Origin of the sequence: Ensifer adhaerens, assembly GCF_013283195.1 — a bacterium.
In the GTDB taxonomy this organism is placed as follows: domain Bacteria; phylum Pseudomonadota; class Alphaproteobacteria; order Rhizobiales; family Rhizobiaceae; genus Ensifer; species Ensifer adhaerens_G.
In genome coordinates this window covers 1,537,510-1,551,764 of record NZ_JABEKT010000001.1, presented here as the reverse complement: position 1 = coordinate 1,551,764, position 14,255 = coordinate 1,537,510, and the positions used below count along the sequence as shown (strand labels likewise).

15 protein-coding genes are annotated in these 14,255 nt (G+C 61.7%); 2 read left to right on the top strand and 13 right to left on the bottom strand.

All coding sequences use genetic code 11. The features are described 5' to 3' along the window. Positions 1–26 precede the first annotated feature (26 nt). From LPJGGPFB_RS07305 to LPJGGPFB_RS07255, 11 genes are all read right to left on the bottom strand, one after another. Entirely contained in the window at positions 27–1,433 is a 1,407-nt protein-coding gene (locus LPJGGPFB_RS07305) for a sensor histidine kinase (protein WP_173419380.1), read from the bottom strand. Next, on the bottom strand, positions 1,430–2,131 hold the full coding sequence (locus LPJGGPFB_RS07300) for a response regulator transcription factor (protein WP_173419379.1): 702 nt from the start codon (positions 2,129–2,131) through the stop codon (positions 1,430–1,432). Before LPJGGPFB_RS07300 ends, LPJGGPFB_RS07305 begins: the two co-directional genes overlap by 4 nt. Before the next feature lie 134 nt (positions 2,132–2,265). Then, on the bottom strand, positions 2,266–3,825 hold the full coding sequence (locus LPJGGPFB_RS07295; protein ID WP_173419378.1) for a Do family serine endopeptidase: 1,560 nt from the start codon (positions 3,823–3,825) through the stop codon (positions 2,266–2,268). A 218-nt stretch (positions 3,826–4,043) separates the two neighbouring features. Next, the gene (locus tag LPJGGPFB_RS07290; RefSeq protein ID WP_173419377.1) at positions 4,044–4,499 is read right to left on the bottom strand and encodes a cytochrome c-type biogenesis protein; all 456 of its coding nucleotides are present in this window, start codon (positions 4,497–4,499) and stop codon (positions 4,044–4,046) included. Then, a complete protein-coding gene (locus tag LPJGGPFB_RS07285) occupies positions 4,496–6,484 on the bottom strand; it encodes a heme lyase CcmF/NrfE family subunit (RefSeq protein ID WP_173419376.1) in 1,989 nt (662 codons plus the stop codon). The genes LPJGGPFB_RS07290 and LPJGGPFB_RS07285 overlap by 4 nt, the downstream gene beginning before the upstream one ends. Next, positions 6,481–6,933, bottom strand: coding sequence for a cytochrome c maturation protein CcmE (gene ccmE, locus LPJGGPFB_RS07280; protein WP_173419375.1), 453 nt, complete (start codon positions 6,931–6,933; stop codon positions 6,481–6,483). The genes LPJGGPFB_RS07285 and ccmE overlap by 4 nt, the downstream gene beginning before the upstream one ends. Next, the gene (ccmI, locus tag LPJGGPFB_RS07275) at positions 6,930–8,078 is read right to left on the bottom strand and encodes a c-type cytochrome biogenesis protein CcmI (RefSeq protein WP_173419374.1); all 1,149 of its coding nucleotides are present in this window, start codon (positions 8,076–8,078) and stop codon (positions 6,930–6,932) included. Before ccmI ends, ccmE begins: the two co-directional genes overlap by 4 nt. 91 nt (positions 8,079–8,169) lie before the next feature. Next, positions 8,170–8,613, bottom strand: a complete 444-nt coding sequence (locus LPJGGPFB_RS07270) for a hypothetical protein (protein WP_173419373.1) — start codon at positions 8,611–8,613, stop codon at positions 8,170–8,172. A gap of 174 nt (positions 8,614–8,787) precedes the next feature. Next, on the bottom strand, positions 8,788–10,173 hold the full coding sequence (locus tag LPJGGPFB_RS07265) for an ATP-binding protein (RefSeq protein WP_173419372.1): 1,386 nt from the start codon (positions 10,171–10,173) through the stop codon (positions 8,788–8,790). Further along, entirely contained in the window at positions 10,163–10,834 is a 672-nt protein-coding gene (gene feuP / locus LPJGGPFB_RS07260) for a two-component system response regulator FeuP (RefSeq protein ID WP_077504027.1), read from the bottom strand. The genes LPJGGPFB_RS07265 and feuP overlap by 11 nt, the downstream gene beginning before the upstream one ends. A 42-nt stretch (positions 10,835–10,876) precedes the next feature. Continuing rightward, a complete protein-coding gene (locus tag LPJGGPFB_RS07255) occupies positions 10,877–11,131 on the bottom strand; it encodes a hypothetical protein (RefSeq protein WP_173419371.1) in 255 nt (84 codons plus the stop codon). Between the two features lie 1,152 nt (positions 11,132–12,283). On the opposite strand from LPJGGPFB_RS07255, the gene LPJGGPFB_RS07250 reads away from it, so the two are divergent. Both LPJGGPFB_RS07250 and LPJGGPFB_RS07245 read left to right on the top strand, forming a co-directional pair. Further along, positions 12,284–12,424 carry a hypothetical protein gene (locus LPJGGPFB_RS07250; protein ID WP_171986894.1) on the top strand — a complete coding sequence of 47 codons (141 nt, stop codon included), beginning with the start codon at positions 12,284–12,286 and terminating at the stop codon, positions 12,422–12,424. A 312-nt stretch (positions 12,425–12,736) separates the two neighbouring features. Then, on the top strand, positions 12,737–13,072 hold the full coding sequence (locus tag LPJGGPFB_RS07245; protein ID WP_077504029.1) for an MmcQ/YjbR family DNA-binding protein: 336 nt from the start codon (positions 12,737–12,739) through the stop codon (positions 13,070–13,072). Positions 13,073–13,116: 44 nt separating this feature from the next. Here LPJGGPFB_RS07245 and LPJGGPFB_RS07240 read toward each other — a convergent pair whose 3' ends face one another. Both LPJGGPFB_RS07240 and LPJGGPFB_RS07235 read right to left on the bottom strand, forming a co-directional pair. After that, positions 13,117–13,626 (bottom strand): GNAT family N-acetyltransferase, encoded by a 510-nt coding sequence (locus LPJGGPFB_RS07240; protein WP_173419370.1) that lies wholly within the window; start codon positions 13,624–13,626, stop codon positions 13,117–13,119. Between the two features lie 108 nt (positions 13,627–13,734). Beyond that, on the bottom strand, positions 13,735–14,202 hold the full coding sequence (locus LPJGGPFB_RS07235; protein WP_173420978.1) for a YcgN family cysteine cluster protein: 468 nt from the start codon (positions 14,200–14,202) through the stop codon (positions 13,735–13,737). Between the last annotated feature and the right edge of the window lie 53 nt (positions 14,203–14,255).

The following is a 14,255-nucleotide window of genomic DNA, read 5'->3' as shown; positions in this document are numbered from 1 at the left end:
CCCCCTGTTCTCCGCAAACCGGTCTATCAGGTCGCGGGCGCCGGGAAAACCATGTGTACCGTCAGACCCTTGCCGTTATCGGCGCCGTCGGGATCGGTTACGGCAAGATTCAATGCGCCATGGTGCATCTCCATCACGGCTTCCACAAGCGACAGTCCGAGGCCGGTGCCCGGCTTGGAGCGGCTCTCGTCCAGCCGGACAAAACGCTTGACGACTTCCTCGCGCTTTTCCTCGGGAACACCCGGGCCGTGGTCGGCAACCGAAAGAATGACCTTGCCGTCGCGCCTGCCGAGCGAGACCTTGATCAGCGGATCGGCGCCAGCTTCAGCGTACTTGATCGCGTTGTCCAGGAGGTTGCCGAGCGCCTGGCCGACAAGCTCGCGGTTGCCGGAAATGACCGTGCCCGGCGCGACATCCGCTTCGAGCCTCAGGCCGACATCTTCCGCGACCGGCTCATAGAGTTCGACGCAGTCCGACACGATCTGCGAAAGGTCGACTTCGCTCATCTCGGCAGCGGCAGAGCCCGCTTCGACACGCGAGATCATCAGGAGCGCATTGAAGGTGCGGATCAGCTGATCAGACTCGCCAATGATTTCTTCAAGCGCACCACGCTGACTTGTGCCCTTGCGCGCCAGTGCCGCCTCCGCCTTGTTGCGCAGCCGCGTCAGCGGCGTCTTCAAGTCGTGGGCAATGTTGTCCGAAACCTGGCGCAGGCCTTCGTTCAGCTTCTCTATGCGTCCGAGCATCGCGTTCAACGATTCGGAAAGCCGGTCGAATTCGTCGCCTGAGCCGCTCGTCGGCAGACGCTGCGACAGGTCGCCTGCCATGATCTTGGTGCTCGCCTCCGACATGCGGTCGATGCGCTTCAGCGCATTGCGGCCGATGGCAAACCAGATAATGAGCGCACCAAGGCCCATGATGCCGAGCGCCACCATCAACGCCTGGCGCACGAGGGCACGGAACTTCTGCGGTTCCTGGAGGTCACGGCCGACGAGGATGCGCAGGCCGTTGTCGAGCATCAGCACATGGGCAAGCGCCACGTGGCTGTCCTTGCGGGTCTCGTCGGTATAGCGCTGATAGGCGAACGGCTTCTCCGTCCAGCCTTCGCGATCGAGAAGGCCTGGCTCAAGGCTCGCCACGTTGCCGGCAAGGATTTCGCCGCTCGGCCCGGCGATCACATAGAGATTGGCACCCGGTTGGCGCGCGCGTCTCTCAAGCGAACGCAAGAGACCATTGATCCCGCCTCGGGTATAGACCTGTTCGATCTGGGTTACTTCTGCAGTCACAGCGTCGCGTGTCTGCTGCTGCAATAGACGCTCGGACATGCCGGTGACGTAAAAGACGAGAAACGCGGCGCAGAGCGAAAAAAGGATCAGATAGAGCGCGGACAACCGGACGGCGGTCGTCCGGAACAGGACGCCGAGCTTGCTCATGCGCTGGCGGTCCGATCATCCTTGATCATGTATCCGGCGCCGCGCACGGTTCGAAGCAGCGGCAGATCGAAATCCTTCTCGATCTTCGAGCGCAGCCGCGAAACGTGCACGTCGATGACATTGGTCTGCGGATCGAAGTGATAGTCCCAGACGTTTTCGAGCAGCATGGTTCTGGTCACGACCTGGCCGGCGTTCTTCATCAGATATTCGAGCAGCCGGAACTCGCGCGGCTGCAGCGGGATTTCCTTGCCCTGACGGCGAACCGAGTGCGAAAGGCGGTCGAGCTCGAGATCGCCGACCCGGTAGACCATGTCCTGTTCGGGCGCGCCCTTGCGGCGTCCAAGCACTTCGACGCGGGCGAGAAGCTCGCTGAAGGCGTAAGGTTTCGGCAGGTAGTCGTCGCCGCCGGCGCGCAGGCCCGTCACCCGATCGTCGACCTGACCGAGCGCCGACAGGATGAGCACCGGCGTGTGGATGTCCTTGCGACGCAACTCCGTGATCACCGACAGGCCATCGCGGCGCGGCAACATACGGTCGACCACAAGAACGTCGTAGCTGTTTTCGCTAGCCATGAAGAGACCGCTTTCGCCGTCGCTCGCATGGTCGCAGACAATGCCCGCTTCCCGGAACGCCTTTCCAAGATAGGCAGCTGCCTCGATATCGTCTTCAATGATAAGAATCTTCATACGCGTGACCATAGTCCCGGACCTCTGTCTGTCTCAACCGGTTTCGGAATCCGACGACCGGATTGGCGATCACTTCGCCTCAAACGGCGAGCGCCGCGAAATCGCTCGGATATCGCGGCGCCCCGGTCATTCATTCGCTGCCGCGATCAGCCCTGATCGATGGGAAGCGCCACGAAGCGGCTGCCGCTCTCGGCCTCGATCTGGAAGAGCGCCTTGCTGCGGCCGTCCTTCTTGGCGGTGCTGATCACCTTGAGGATATCGTCCGCCGACTTCACTTCCTGATTGTTGACGGAAACGATCTTCTCGCCCTGCTTCAGGCCACGATCGCTGGCATCCGAGTCCTCGTCTACCGAGGCGATCGTCACGCTCTGACCGTCATCCGACGGAACCACGGTCATGCCGAGGTCGGCCAAGGCCTGCTCGCTCGACGGCTGGGCTTCCTCGGACTGCGTACCGGAATCCTTGGCCGCTTCCTTGTCGTCCTTCGGCAGCGTTCCGATCTCGAGCTTGACGGTCTCGGACTTGCCGTTGCGCCACAGCGCGACATCGACCGTGGTGCCCGGGCGAATGCCGGCGACCTTGCGGGCAAGATCACGCGGATCCTTGATGGTGTCGCCGTTGAGCGCGGTGACGACGTCACCCTTCTTGATGCCGGCCTTTTCGCCAGGCGAGCCGGCCTGCGGTTCGACGACGAGGGCGCCGTTTGCTTCGGAAAGGCCGAGCGATTCGGCAATATCCTTGCTCACCGGCTGGATCTGAACGCCGAGCCAACCACGCGATACCGAACCGTCCTTCATCAGATCGGCAACAACGTCCTTGGCGACCGATGCCGGGATGGCGAAGGCGATGCCGACATTGCCGCCCGAGGGCGAGAAGATCGCGGTGTTGATGCCGACGACTTCACCCGAAAGGTTGAAGGTCGGGCCGCCGGAGTTGCCGCGGTTCACGGCAGCGTCCACCTGCAGGTAGTCGTCATAGGGGCCGGAGCCGATATCGCGGCCACGGGCCGAAATGATGCCGGAGGTCACGGTACCGCCGAGACCGAAGGGGTTGCCGACGGCAACGACCCAGTCGCCGACGCGAACCTTGTTGTCGTCTGCCCAGCTGACATAGGTGAACTTGCGCTTGTCATCGACCTTGAGTACCGCGAGGTCGGTGCGGCTGTCCTTGCCGATCAGCTTGGCGTCAAGCTCGGTGCCGTCGTTGAGGATGACCGTAAACGCCGAGCCGTCGGAAACGACGTGGTTGTTGGTGACGAGGTAGCCGTCTTCCGAGATGAAGAAGCCGGAACCCTGAGACGTCGGGCGCAGGCGACCTTCGCCGTGCGGGCCACGACGGCCGGGGCCGCGTTCGGCGCGGTCATCGCCGCGCGGGCCACCGAATTCCTTGAAGAAGCGCTTCAGCGGGTGATCGTCGGGCAGTTCATCCAGACCGCGACCGCCGAAATCGAAGGTGAAACCGTTACCCTCGTCGGAAACGGGGTTGGCACGCGACTGAACGCGGACCGAGACGACGGCCGGGGAAACGGCGTCGACGACATTGGCAAAGCTCGGCACCTGGGGCGCATCGACCTTGACGGCTTCGGCGAAGGATTGGCTGATCGTCGCCGGCAGGCCGGAGGTCAGCATGACAGCGGCAAGACCCGCAACGGTCGAGGCCTTCAACACAGTCTTGAGGGAGGGACGCTGGAATTTGTTCGTAAACATCCGTTTTGCCTTTTCTCTTCCTTGAAGCCGCAGACAAGCAGCTTCGACATCGTGATTTCGAAAATCGCCGCGGGGGTGGCGATCTCGCTACTGGCTGACTGGAGGAACAGCCGATGACGAAAGATGTAACGGATGGGACCTTACTGAGTTCTGTCCGGAGGATGAATTTTTGGTAATGTCGGCAAAGGCCATCGAAAGCGGCAGGTTGCCAGTCGGTTCTAGGGCTGAAGCAGCTTCTTCAGCTTTTCCTTCTCGTCATCGGAAAGCGGCGTGCCGCGCGATTGGCGGCTACGCTTGAGCGCGGCCACCAGCAGCGTCATCGCGCCGATGAACAGAAGCAGGATCGGCATGCCCCACAGGATCATCGTCTTGGTTTCAAGCCGGGGTTTGAGCAGCACGAACTCGCCGTAGCGCGAAACGACGTAATCGATCACGGCGTCGTCGCTATCGCCATTTGCCAACCGCTCGCGCACCAGAACCCTGAGGTCCTTGGCAAGCTCGGCGTTGGAATCGTCGATCGATTGGTTCTGGCAGACCATGCAGCGAAGTTCGGCCGAGATCGCCCGCGCGCGCGCTTCAAGCGCCGGATCGGACAGGACCTCATCCGGATTGACCGCGAAAGCCGGGGCGATCGACGCCAGAAACAGAAAGAACGCGAGCAACAATCGGTTCATTCGGCCGCCCCCACCGGGATCGTCTTCGGCCGCTTGGCGCGTGTCGGCGCACCGACGCGCAGGCGGCGATCGCTGAGCGAGACGAAACCACCCGCCATCATGAACAGCGTTCCCCCCCAGATGCAGAGGATCATCGGCTTCCACCAGATGCGCACGACGATGCCGCCTTCGCTGATCTGGTCTCCGAGCGAAACATAGAGCTGGCTGAGGCCAAAGGTGCGGATACCGGCTTCTGTGGTCGGCATGCGCCTCGCCTGATAGAGCCGCTTCGACGACCAGATGTCGGCGACCACCACGCCACCGCTCGTGATGGTGAAATGACCGGATTCCTCAGAGTAGTTCGGACCGCTGCCATTGCGCATGCCGTCGAAGCGCAGGGTGTAGCCTCCGGCGTCCACCGTCATGCCCGGTTTCATCTCAACGACAGTTTCGGTCTCGAACGCGGTGACCGCGACGATGCCGATCAGCGTGACGCCGAGACCGATATGCGCAAGTGCCGTGCCGAAGGCCGAGCGCGGAAGGCCGGAGAAACGTCGCCAGGCGACGTTGCCCGTCACCTTGCCGAGCCCCGATCGCAAGGCCAGATCCGTCAGCGAGCCGACGATCAGGTAAACACCGAGAGCAATGCCAAACAGAGCGAGGATAGGCCCGCCGTTCATGGCATAGTAATAGATGCAGCCGACGACGAGACCGATGGCAACGGCCGCAAACAGCCGCTGGGCGACGCCCATCAGATCACCGCGCTTCCACGCCAGCAGCGGCCCGAAGGGTACTGCAAACAGAAGCGGCAGCATCAAAAGCCCGAAGGTCATGTTGAAGAAGGGCGGCCCGACCGAAATCTTGTCGCCGGTCAGCGCCTCGAGCACCAGCGGATAAAGCGTGCCGGTCAAGACGGTCGCAGTCGCCGTCGTCAGGATGAGATTGTTGAAGACAAGGGCGCCCTCCTTCGAGATTGGCGCGAAGATGCCACCGGCTTTCAGCCGGGAAGCACGGAAGGCAAACAACGAAAACGCACCGCCGATGAAGAAGACCAGGATCGCGAGAATGAAGATGCCGCGCGTCGGGTCGGTGGCAAAAGCGTGGACCGAGGTCAGCACGCCGGAGCGCACGAGGAAGGTGCCGAGCAGCGACAGCGAGAAGGTCATGATCGCGAGCAGCACGGTCCAGATCTTCAGCGCCTCGCGCTTCTCCATGACGAGAGCGGAGTGCAGCAGCGCGGTGCCGGCAAGCCACGGCATGAAGGAGGCGTTTTCGACCGGATCCCAGAACCACCAGCCACCCCAGCCAAGCTCGTAATAGGCCCAATAGGAGCCCATCGAGATGCCGGCCGTAAGGAACGTCCAGGCAGCAAGGGTCCACGGGCGCACCCAGCGTGCCCAGGCGGCATCGATGCGCCCCTCGATCAGGGCGGCGATGGCGAAGGAGAAGCAGACGGAAAAGCCGACATAGCCGAGGTAAAGCAGGGGCGGATGGATGGCGAGGCCGACGTCCTGCAGGATCGGGTTCAGGTCCTTGCCCTCGCCCGGCGCCGGGATCAGGCGGGCAAAGGGGTTCGACGTCAGGAGAATGAATAGCGTGAAGGCCACGGCAATCCAGGCCTGGACTGCGAGCACGTTCGCCTTCAGTGTTTCCGGCAAATTGCGGCCAAAGGTGGCGACCAGCGCCGAGAAGAACACCAGGATCAACAGCCAGAGCAGCATCGATCCTTCATGGTTCCCCCACACACCGGAGATCTTGTAGATCAGCGGCTTCAGCGAGTGGGAATTCTCCCAGACGTTACGGACCGAAAAATCCGACGTGACATAGGCGAAGGTCAGCACCGCAAAGGAGAAGGCAACGAGCAAAAAGCAGGCAACCGCCGCGCTCGAGGCAAGTTCCATGAGGGCGCGATCGTTGAGCCTGGCACCCAGTATCGGCAACGCAGCCTGCACGAAGGCCGTCGCGAGCGCCAGAACCAGCGCATAATGTCCAAGTTCGATGATCAACGAACGGTTTCCTTCCCGCTGAGTTCGACACCCTGCGCCTTCAAGCGGTCGGCGACGTCCTTCGGCATATAGGTCTCATCATGCTTGGCAAGCACGGAATCCGCAACGAAGACGGAGTTGCCGGCGACGAAAGTGCCTTCGGTCACCACGCCCTGCCCTTCGCGGAAGAGGTCCGGCAGGATGCCGGTATAGGTCACGGGCACCTGGCCGAGCGTATCGGTGACGGTAAACGTCACCGTCTTTCCGTCGCCACGCTTGACCGAGCCGGCCTCGACCAGGCCGCCGAGGCGAATGCGGGTTCCGGGCGGGACATCGGCCTTGGCGAGGTCGCTCGGTACGTAGAAATAGGCGATCGCCTGGCTGAAGGCGAACATCACCAGAAGGACGGCAAGCGTCAGAAAGCCGACGCCACCGCCGATGATCGCCAATCGCTTCTGTTTGCGCGTCATTGCGTTTCTCCGTCCGTCTTGATCCCGAGTTCACGGGCGAGCGCCAGCAGCTGCTTTCCCTGTTCGCCGTCCGCGGGGAAGGTTTTCTGGCTTTCCTTTAGGGCGGCAGCCGCCTGGTCTCTTTGATCAAGCACAACATGGGAACGGATCAGCCGCGCCCAGCCTTCGGCGTTGGCGGGATCCTCCTTGAGGCGGCTTGCCAGGCTTTCGACCATGCCGCGGATCATCTCCTGGCGGTCGCCGGCGCTCATGTCCTCAGCGGCGGCGATATCGTCGGCACTCGGATTTCCGGGCGCTGCGGCGGTAGCATTTCCGGCGGCGCCACCCGAAAGCTCCGCGACATGCTGCCTGACCAACGGCACCCACGGCGCATCCGCAGGAGAACCGGCGATCAGCCGGTTGAAGGCAGCAAGTGCCTCGTCCTTCTTGCCTTCCTGCTTCAGGCCGAGGGCAAGATAGTATTCGGAACGCGGGTCGTTCGGGTCGATGGCGAGAGATCTGCGCAGTGCCGACTGCGCTTCGGTGGTCACCAGTCCGTCCGAAAGCGCGATCAGGGCTTCAGCATAACCACCCAGCCGCGCCGGCGTTGGCCCGAGCAGGCGGACAGCGTTATCGTAGGCGGCGACCGCCTCCTCGACGCGACCGTTGCGCATGTAGATCGGCGCCAGCACTTCCCAGCCCGCCCCATCATTCGGATTTTGCGCCAGATGGTTTTCCGCGCGCGCGATCAGAATGTTGATGTCGGAACCGGGATCGGCGAGGCGTGCGGCCAAAGGCTGTGCCGGAACACCCGGGCTGCCGGTGAACAAGTAAAGACAGAGCCCGATCGCGGGAAGACAGAGAAGCACGAAGGCTTGCGCCAGGAAATTGAGACCGCGGCGCGGCGTTGCGACCGGCGCGGCGGCGCGATCGATCTCGCCGGCCGCAAGCAGCCGACGGGCAACCTCGGCACGCGCGAGCTCGGCATCGTCGCCGTTGATCAGGCCGCTCTCCTGATCGCGCGTCAGCTCATCGAGCTGGTCGCGATAGACTTCGATATCATGACTGTGGGGAGACGATGCGGGCGCTGCCGCCCGCAACAGCGGGAGGATGAGCACGACGGCTACAGCCGCCGTCAGCGTGGCGACGAGGATCCAGAACAACATGCATGCTCAATACTATGGCACCCATGCCATTCCAACTCGAAAACCTGCGATGACAGAGATTTGAGGCGTTTCGCCGCAACCGGAAATCCTGTCAGCTGAGCGGCGTCCAGCTCCCGTCGGAATTCCGGCAGGCGGCACCACGCGCAGTTGTCGGCTGTCCCTTGACGGTTACGGTGTGGCTGTACTGGCGGCAGTTCTGCGAACCGACCTGAAAAGGAGCGGCAGCGACGACCGAGCCGTTGACGCTGCGCCCCTGCCAATTGACCGGCTGGCCGCCCGGAGCGGCTTCCAGCGCGCGGTACTCGGCTTCGAGCGCGCGCTGGCGGTCCGACGTTCCGATATCGAGATTGCTGAGCCGGCCGATGATGCCCCCCTGAAGGGCGGCGATGTAGGTCGTCGAAGACACGCTGCGGGTTGCGGTCGTGCCCAGCCCTGCCGCCGCGGTCTGCCCGCCCGACGTGGTGCTGCAACCGGCAAGAGCAACCGCCGACGCGATCACCGCGATCCTGCCGCTGACAACAAACGTTCGTGTCATTTCTGCCTGGTTCCTCATGATCCGCGACATGTACTCTCTACTGCGGGGGCTCCGACTGTACCGACCATCAAGGTCGAGTGAAGACTTCCCCTTTGATTTTCTTTTGGCATTCCCTGTTGACAGAGGCAACGGCTGGGGCCGTCGACGCGATACTTTCGCGCGCCAGTGTGACACCTAAACCGCAGCCGGCAGCACCAGCTCTGCACGCAGCCCGCCCTCATCCCGACGCGACAGCGTCAGCGTGCCCTGATATTCCCGCACGATTTCACTGACGATCGACAGCCCGAGGCCTGTTCCCGGCTTGCTTTCGTCCAGCCGCTTGCCGCGCTTCAACGCCAACGCGATCTGATCGGGATCAAGACCAGCTCCGTCGTCGTCAACGTCGAGGACGATCCATTGCCGCCCGCTCTCCTTCGCATGCTGTTCGTTTAGAGCTGGACGAACATTGAGCCACACCTCGCCCCTGGCGTGGCGGGCAGCATTTTCGAGCAGATTGCCGACGGTTTCTTCGACATCCTGCAGTTCCATGGCAAGCACCAGGCCTGGTGGATTGATCGACAGATGAACCTCTTTTTCCGGATTGAGCTTGCGCATCACGCGCACCAACCGCTCCAGCGCCGGCTGCGCTTCGGTGCGGGCGAGAACGGATTCGCGCTGCGCGGCGATCCGCGCGCGGCTCAGATAGGATTGAACCTGCATCTGCATCGCATCGACCTGAGTGCGAACCAACTCGCCATGCGACGCCTCGAGCACGCGGGCCTCGTTGAGGAGAACGGCAATCGGCGTCTTCAGGGAGTGTGCGAGGTTGCCGACCTGCATACGTGCGCGCTCGACGATGCGCCGATTGCTGTCGATCAGCGCATTCACCTCGTTTGCAAGCGGCTGGATTTCGCGCGGAAAGGCACCGTCGAGCCTTTCGCTTTCGCCGGCCCGGATTTTCTCGAGAGAGCGGCGAACCTGGTCGAGCGGCCGGAGGCCGAAGAGAATGGTCAATGCGTTCATGCCGAGCCCGCCCAAACCGAAGATGGAGAGCGCGATCGTCAGATTGCGGGTGAAGCGGTTGATGTCCGCCTCCAGCACATCGCGGTTGCCGGCAACGCGGAAACGGGCGGTGTGGCCCTGAATGTCGAGAACGACCTCGGTCTCGGCCACTTCGACCTCGTTCCCGAAGGGATCCTTGGTGGTGTAGAAGCGGACATAGCCAGTATCGAAGGGCACTTCGTCGACGCTGGCGATCGGCAGCTTCGCATTGCCGAGCGAGGTCGAGATCAGCGGTGGCGTGTCGAACTCGCCGATCGGATCGACGATCCAGTACCATCCGGTCTGCGGCTGGGAAAAGCGCAGATCGCCGAGCTGGGGGCTGCCGGCAAGCACTGTCTTCTCATTGACCGAAATCGAGTTGACGACGTTGAAAAGCTGGGCGCGCAGGAGGTCCTTGAAGCCGCGCTCCGACCCCTGTCGGTAGAGGGCGGAAATGACCACCCCGATCACGACAAGGGCGACGACGGCCCAGACGGTCGAAACCGCCAATACACGGGCCGTAAGAGATCTAATTGCCATTGCCGGGCGCTTGCATGCGGTATCCCAGGCCCCGCACCGTCTCGATCAGGTCGTTGCCGATCTTCTTGCGCAAGCGGCCGACAAAAACTTCGATCGTGTTGGAATCGCGATCGAAGTCCTGATCGTACATGTGCTCGACCAGTTCCGTCCGCGATACGACCTGGCCCATATGATGCATGAGATAGGACAGCAACCGGAATTCGTGCGACGTCAGCTTCAGTGCCGTCCCGTCGACGGTTGCCTTCGAGCCCTTGGTGTCGAGGCGCACGGGACCGCAGACGATCTCCGAGCTTGCGTGGCCTGCCGCCCGGCGGATCAGGGCGCGGATGCGGGCAAGCACTTCCTCGACGTGGAACGGCTTGGCAACATAATCGTCGGCACCGGCGTCGATGCCGGCTACCTTGTCGCTCCAGCGATCACGTGCCGTCAGGATCAGCACCGGCATGGTCTTGCCGCCGCCGCGCCATTTTTCGAGAACGGTGATGCCGTCCATCTCGGGCAGGCCGATATCGAGGATAACGGCGTCATAAGGCTCGGCTTCGCCGAGATAGTGTCCCTCTTCGCCGTCATAGGCCTGATCGACGACGTAGCCAGCCTCCTTCAGCACTTCGGCGAGCTGCCGGTTCAGGTTGACGTCGTCCTCGACTATCAGAATGCGCATTCGTACCCACTTCCCCTCTTTCGCAGCGTCGTCACGCGCGAATTACATCGGCACCCTTACCGTCACCTTCTTCGGTCGCCCGCCATTGCCTGGCACGAGCACCGTAATCACGCACTGGCCATCAGAGGTCGGTTGCGCCGAAAGCAGTTCGCCGCCGGTTTCCGAAACGACTTGCTGAGCGGCGGCGCTGCAATCGCCGGCCACACGAACGACAAGGTCCGTGGGCATGCGGACCTCAGGCGGAGCAAAGCCCGCAAGGCCTGCGGCAAGCGCGGCTATGATCACTGGTGAAGACATGAACGCACTTTCGACTTGGGAAGCATCATGGCAAAAGCAATAACGGATAGAGGCTGAATGGCAAATGAATGTCGGCCACCCAGCCGGGCGAACAGCTATCCGTGAATGCCGGTATCCACGGCGAACCGACCGCAGATTGCAACGATTCCCTTAAAGGCGAAACCCGGGAGGGATCAATCCATCGCCTGACACCAGCCGTGCGAAACCCTGACCCGCACCGTACGGAGGCGACGAACAGACGAACGGGTCGATGTTCGCACCTCTCCCTATCGATGGTTTTCACCGCCTTTCGACAAAGGGCAATCGATCCGGTCCCGGTTCGGTGAGCCACTCCCCCGGCACACAAAAAGGCAGGCGGACGCGGTGGGAGGGATACCGCGTCCGCCCGTCGCGCGGCGGCGGCAAAGCGCGCCTGCGCGATGGCATTGCACAAGTATCTCGGGCGATACTGGAAAAGGTCCAGCTTCGGCGGCAATATTAGATCTCGCCTACCCTTCGCAGGCGCGGCACCCCACCAAGAGAATAGCAAAGACGCAGCCTCTGACGATCAGTCATTTGTTAAGCCCTTTTTGCTATCATCCGACAATTGGTCAAGGACCAAGTGGGCGCAGGCTCCTTCGCCGGGCTTGCGGCAGAACTTGAAGTGAGTTTGAATATCCGAGTCCTTTGAATCCCTTGGCCGCACCTCTTCCCAAGTTGAGTCCGGACCCTGCAGGATTGAGTGAGCGCGGTCAGGCGAAGAATCCACTCCCTCCTCTAAGCCTCTGCTTTGTTTGACGCCGTCGCGCAGGCTGCAGGCGTTTCGAATCGACAGCCTTGTCTCACCTCACATTGCCTGTCGCGATTTTCGGAATGCGCTGTGAGGTATTCGCTCCCATCGTGGTGAGCTCGAGCACCACCGCCGTGATCGCAAAACAGCGTTGGCTCGACAAGATCGGTTGGCCGAAGCATCACCCCTTCGACTCACACGGCGCGAAATGGCCCGCCGCTGCCAACCGCCTGAACGCAACTGTGGATCAGCTAAAAATTAATCGATTTAAAGATTTTTAAATCGTTTAAATGACTTAACCTACTGATTTACAAAGCGTTTACGATGTGAAATTGTCCGCCCATCAACTTGTCATGAAATTGCAACAGGCCCGGGAGGATCGGATGCAGACGCTCGTAAACAACCAGCAGGCATCGCAGCAGTCCAAGGTACCGCAGTCGCTGCTGGACCGTTTCGAAAGCGAATGGCGCGAAATGCGCACTGCCAGCCAGACGACACCCAAGCCCGTTCAGCCGGCTGAATAAACGCGCTGGTGGGCGAGCAGCGCTCGTCGATAATGCACCACATCAAGCTTCAAGCCGCCCGCGGTCAACGCCGCGAGCGGCTTTTGTTTGTCATTCGCCGCGGACACAAAGTGCATCTTGCACCCTGGGGCATTCTCGCGTTCTGTGCGTGATCAGGTTGCATGCTGGTCGCGCTCAGAGACAGAAATTGACGGCCAAATAGCGTCGCGATCTTGTCGCCAGAGGACAATGCAAAACCGCTTCGTTACACCTGCCGGTGTGGCGATTTTCCGCCTTTTGGCCAATCGGAAAAACCGTGCTACTCTTTTTTCCATGCTGACCGACGAGATTGAAAAACTGGCGCTAAGCCTGCCGGGAACGGAAGAAAATGCCCATTTCGGCACGCGGGACTTCCGCGTGGGCAAGCGCATATTCATGTCTCTGCCAGAGGCGGGTCGGGCGGTCTTCAAGTTCACGCCGGACCAGCAGCGCATGCTTTTGGAAATGGAGCCCGGCGTCTGTGCCGCGGTACCCGGCGGTTGGGGCGACAAAGGCTGGACTTCGCTCTACTTTGTCGAGGCCGACGAGGATCTCATCCGCCAGTCGATGGAAACCGCCTGGCGCAACGTTGCGCCTAAAAGCCTGGTGAAGAAAAACGGCCGTCACTGACGCAACTGGCGTAGAAACTTCCAGCGCATCGGGCGGAGACCGCCTTAGAGAATATGGTCGAACAGCGTGACGGGCTTGCCGTGATACTCCGTCTGCGCAAACAGTTGCATTCCCAGCTTCTCGACGATCCGAATGGACGCCACATTGGCCGGACTGACGATCGCGGTGACACGACGCCCGGCGTGATGTTCCCGCCCCCAATCGAATGCCGCCTGCGCCGCCTCGCTGGCATAGCCGCGCCCCTGCGCTGCGGGCGCGATCGTCCAGCCGGTTTCCATCGTGCCAGTCAGTGAAGGCGAAATCTCGCGGCGCAATTCCTGGAAGCCCATCTGCCCGACAAAACGACCGGAGCTTTTTTCTTCGATCACGAAATAGCCGAAGCCAAAGAACTGCCAACCGCCCTCCTGGCGCAGGAACCGCGTCCACATCTGCTCGCGGGAAAAGGGGCCTGGTGCGACATGCCGAAGGATCTCGGGGTCCAACCACATCTGCTGATAGGGTTCGAAATCCTCCAGCCGTGGTCGGCGGAGAATGAGACGGTCGGTGCTGATCATCGGGGCGCCTGAGAACGATGGAATTCCATCAACCTCTAGCTGCTCTCAGTGGCGCCCGCAATGGCGCGAGCTTGCGATACCGATTCCACCGGAACGACTAACCGTCTGTTAACCTGAGCTTTTCTCTCCGACTTCCAGCGGCCACGTCACCAGATAATCTTCGTAATCCTCAATGTCGATGCCGTCTTCGGCGACGGTGCGGCCACGCACGGAAATGCCGGCGGCGTGCACTGTCTCGGCATCGCCCGAGAGCAGCGGATGCCACCAATAGAGGTCACGACCTTCCGCCACCAGCCGATAGCCGCAGGTCGGCGGCAACCAGGTAATCTCGCGCACCGCATCCGGTGTCAGCTGGATGCAATCCGGCACCGTCGCCTGACGGTTGGGATAATCCTTACACCGACAGCTCTCGCCGTCGAGCAGCGTACAGCGGATCGAGGTCCAGGCGATCTCGGCCGTCTCCCAGTCTTCGAGCTTGTTGAGACAACAGAGCCCGCAGCCGTCGCAGAGGCTTTCCCACTCCGCGTCATTCATGTCGTCAAGGCTCTTCGCCTTCCAGAAAGGCATTTCGCCCATCATCATCACACTTTCGTCAAATCGGTCGCGCTACTGCGCCGCACGTCTTATCA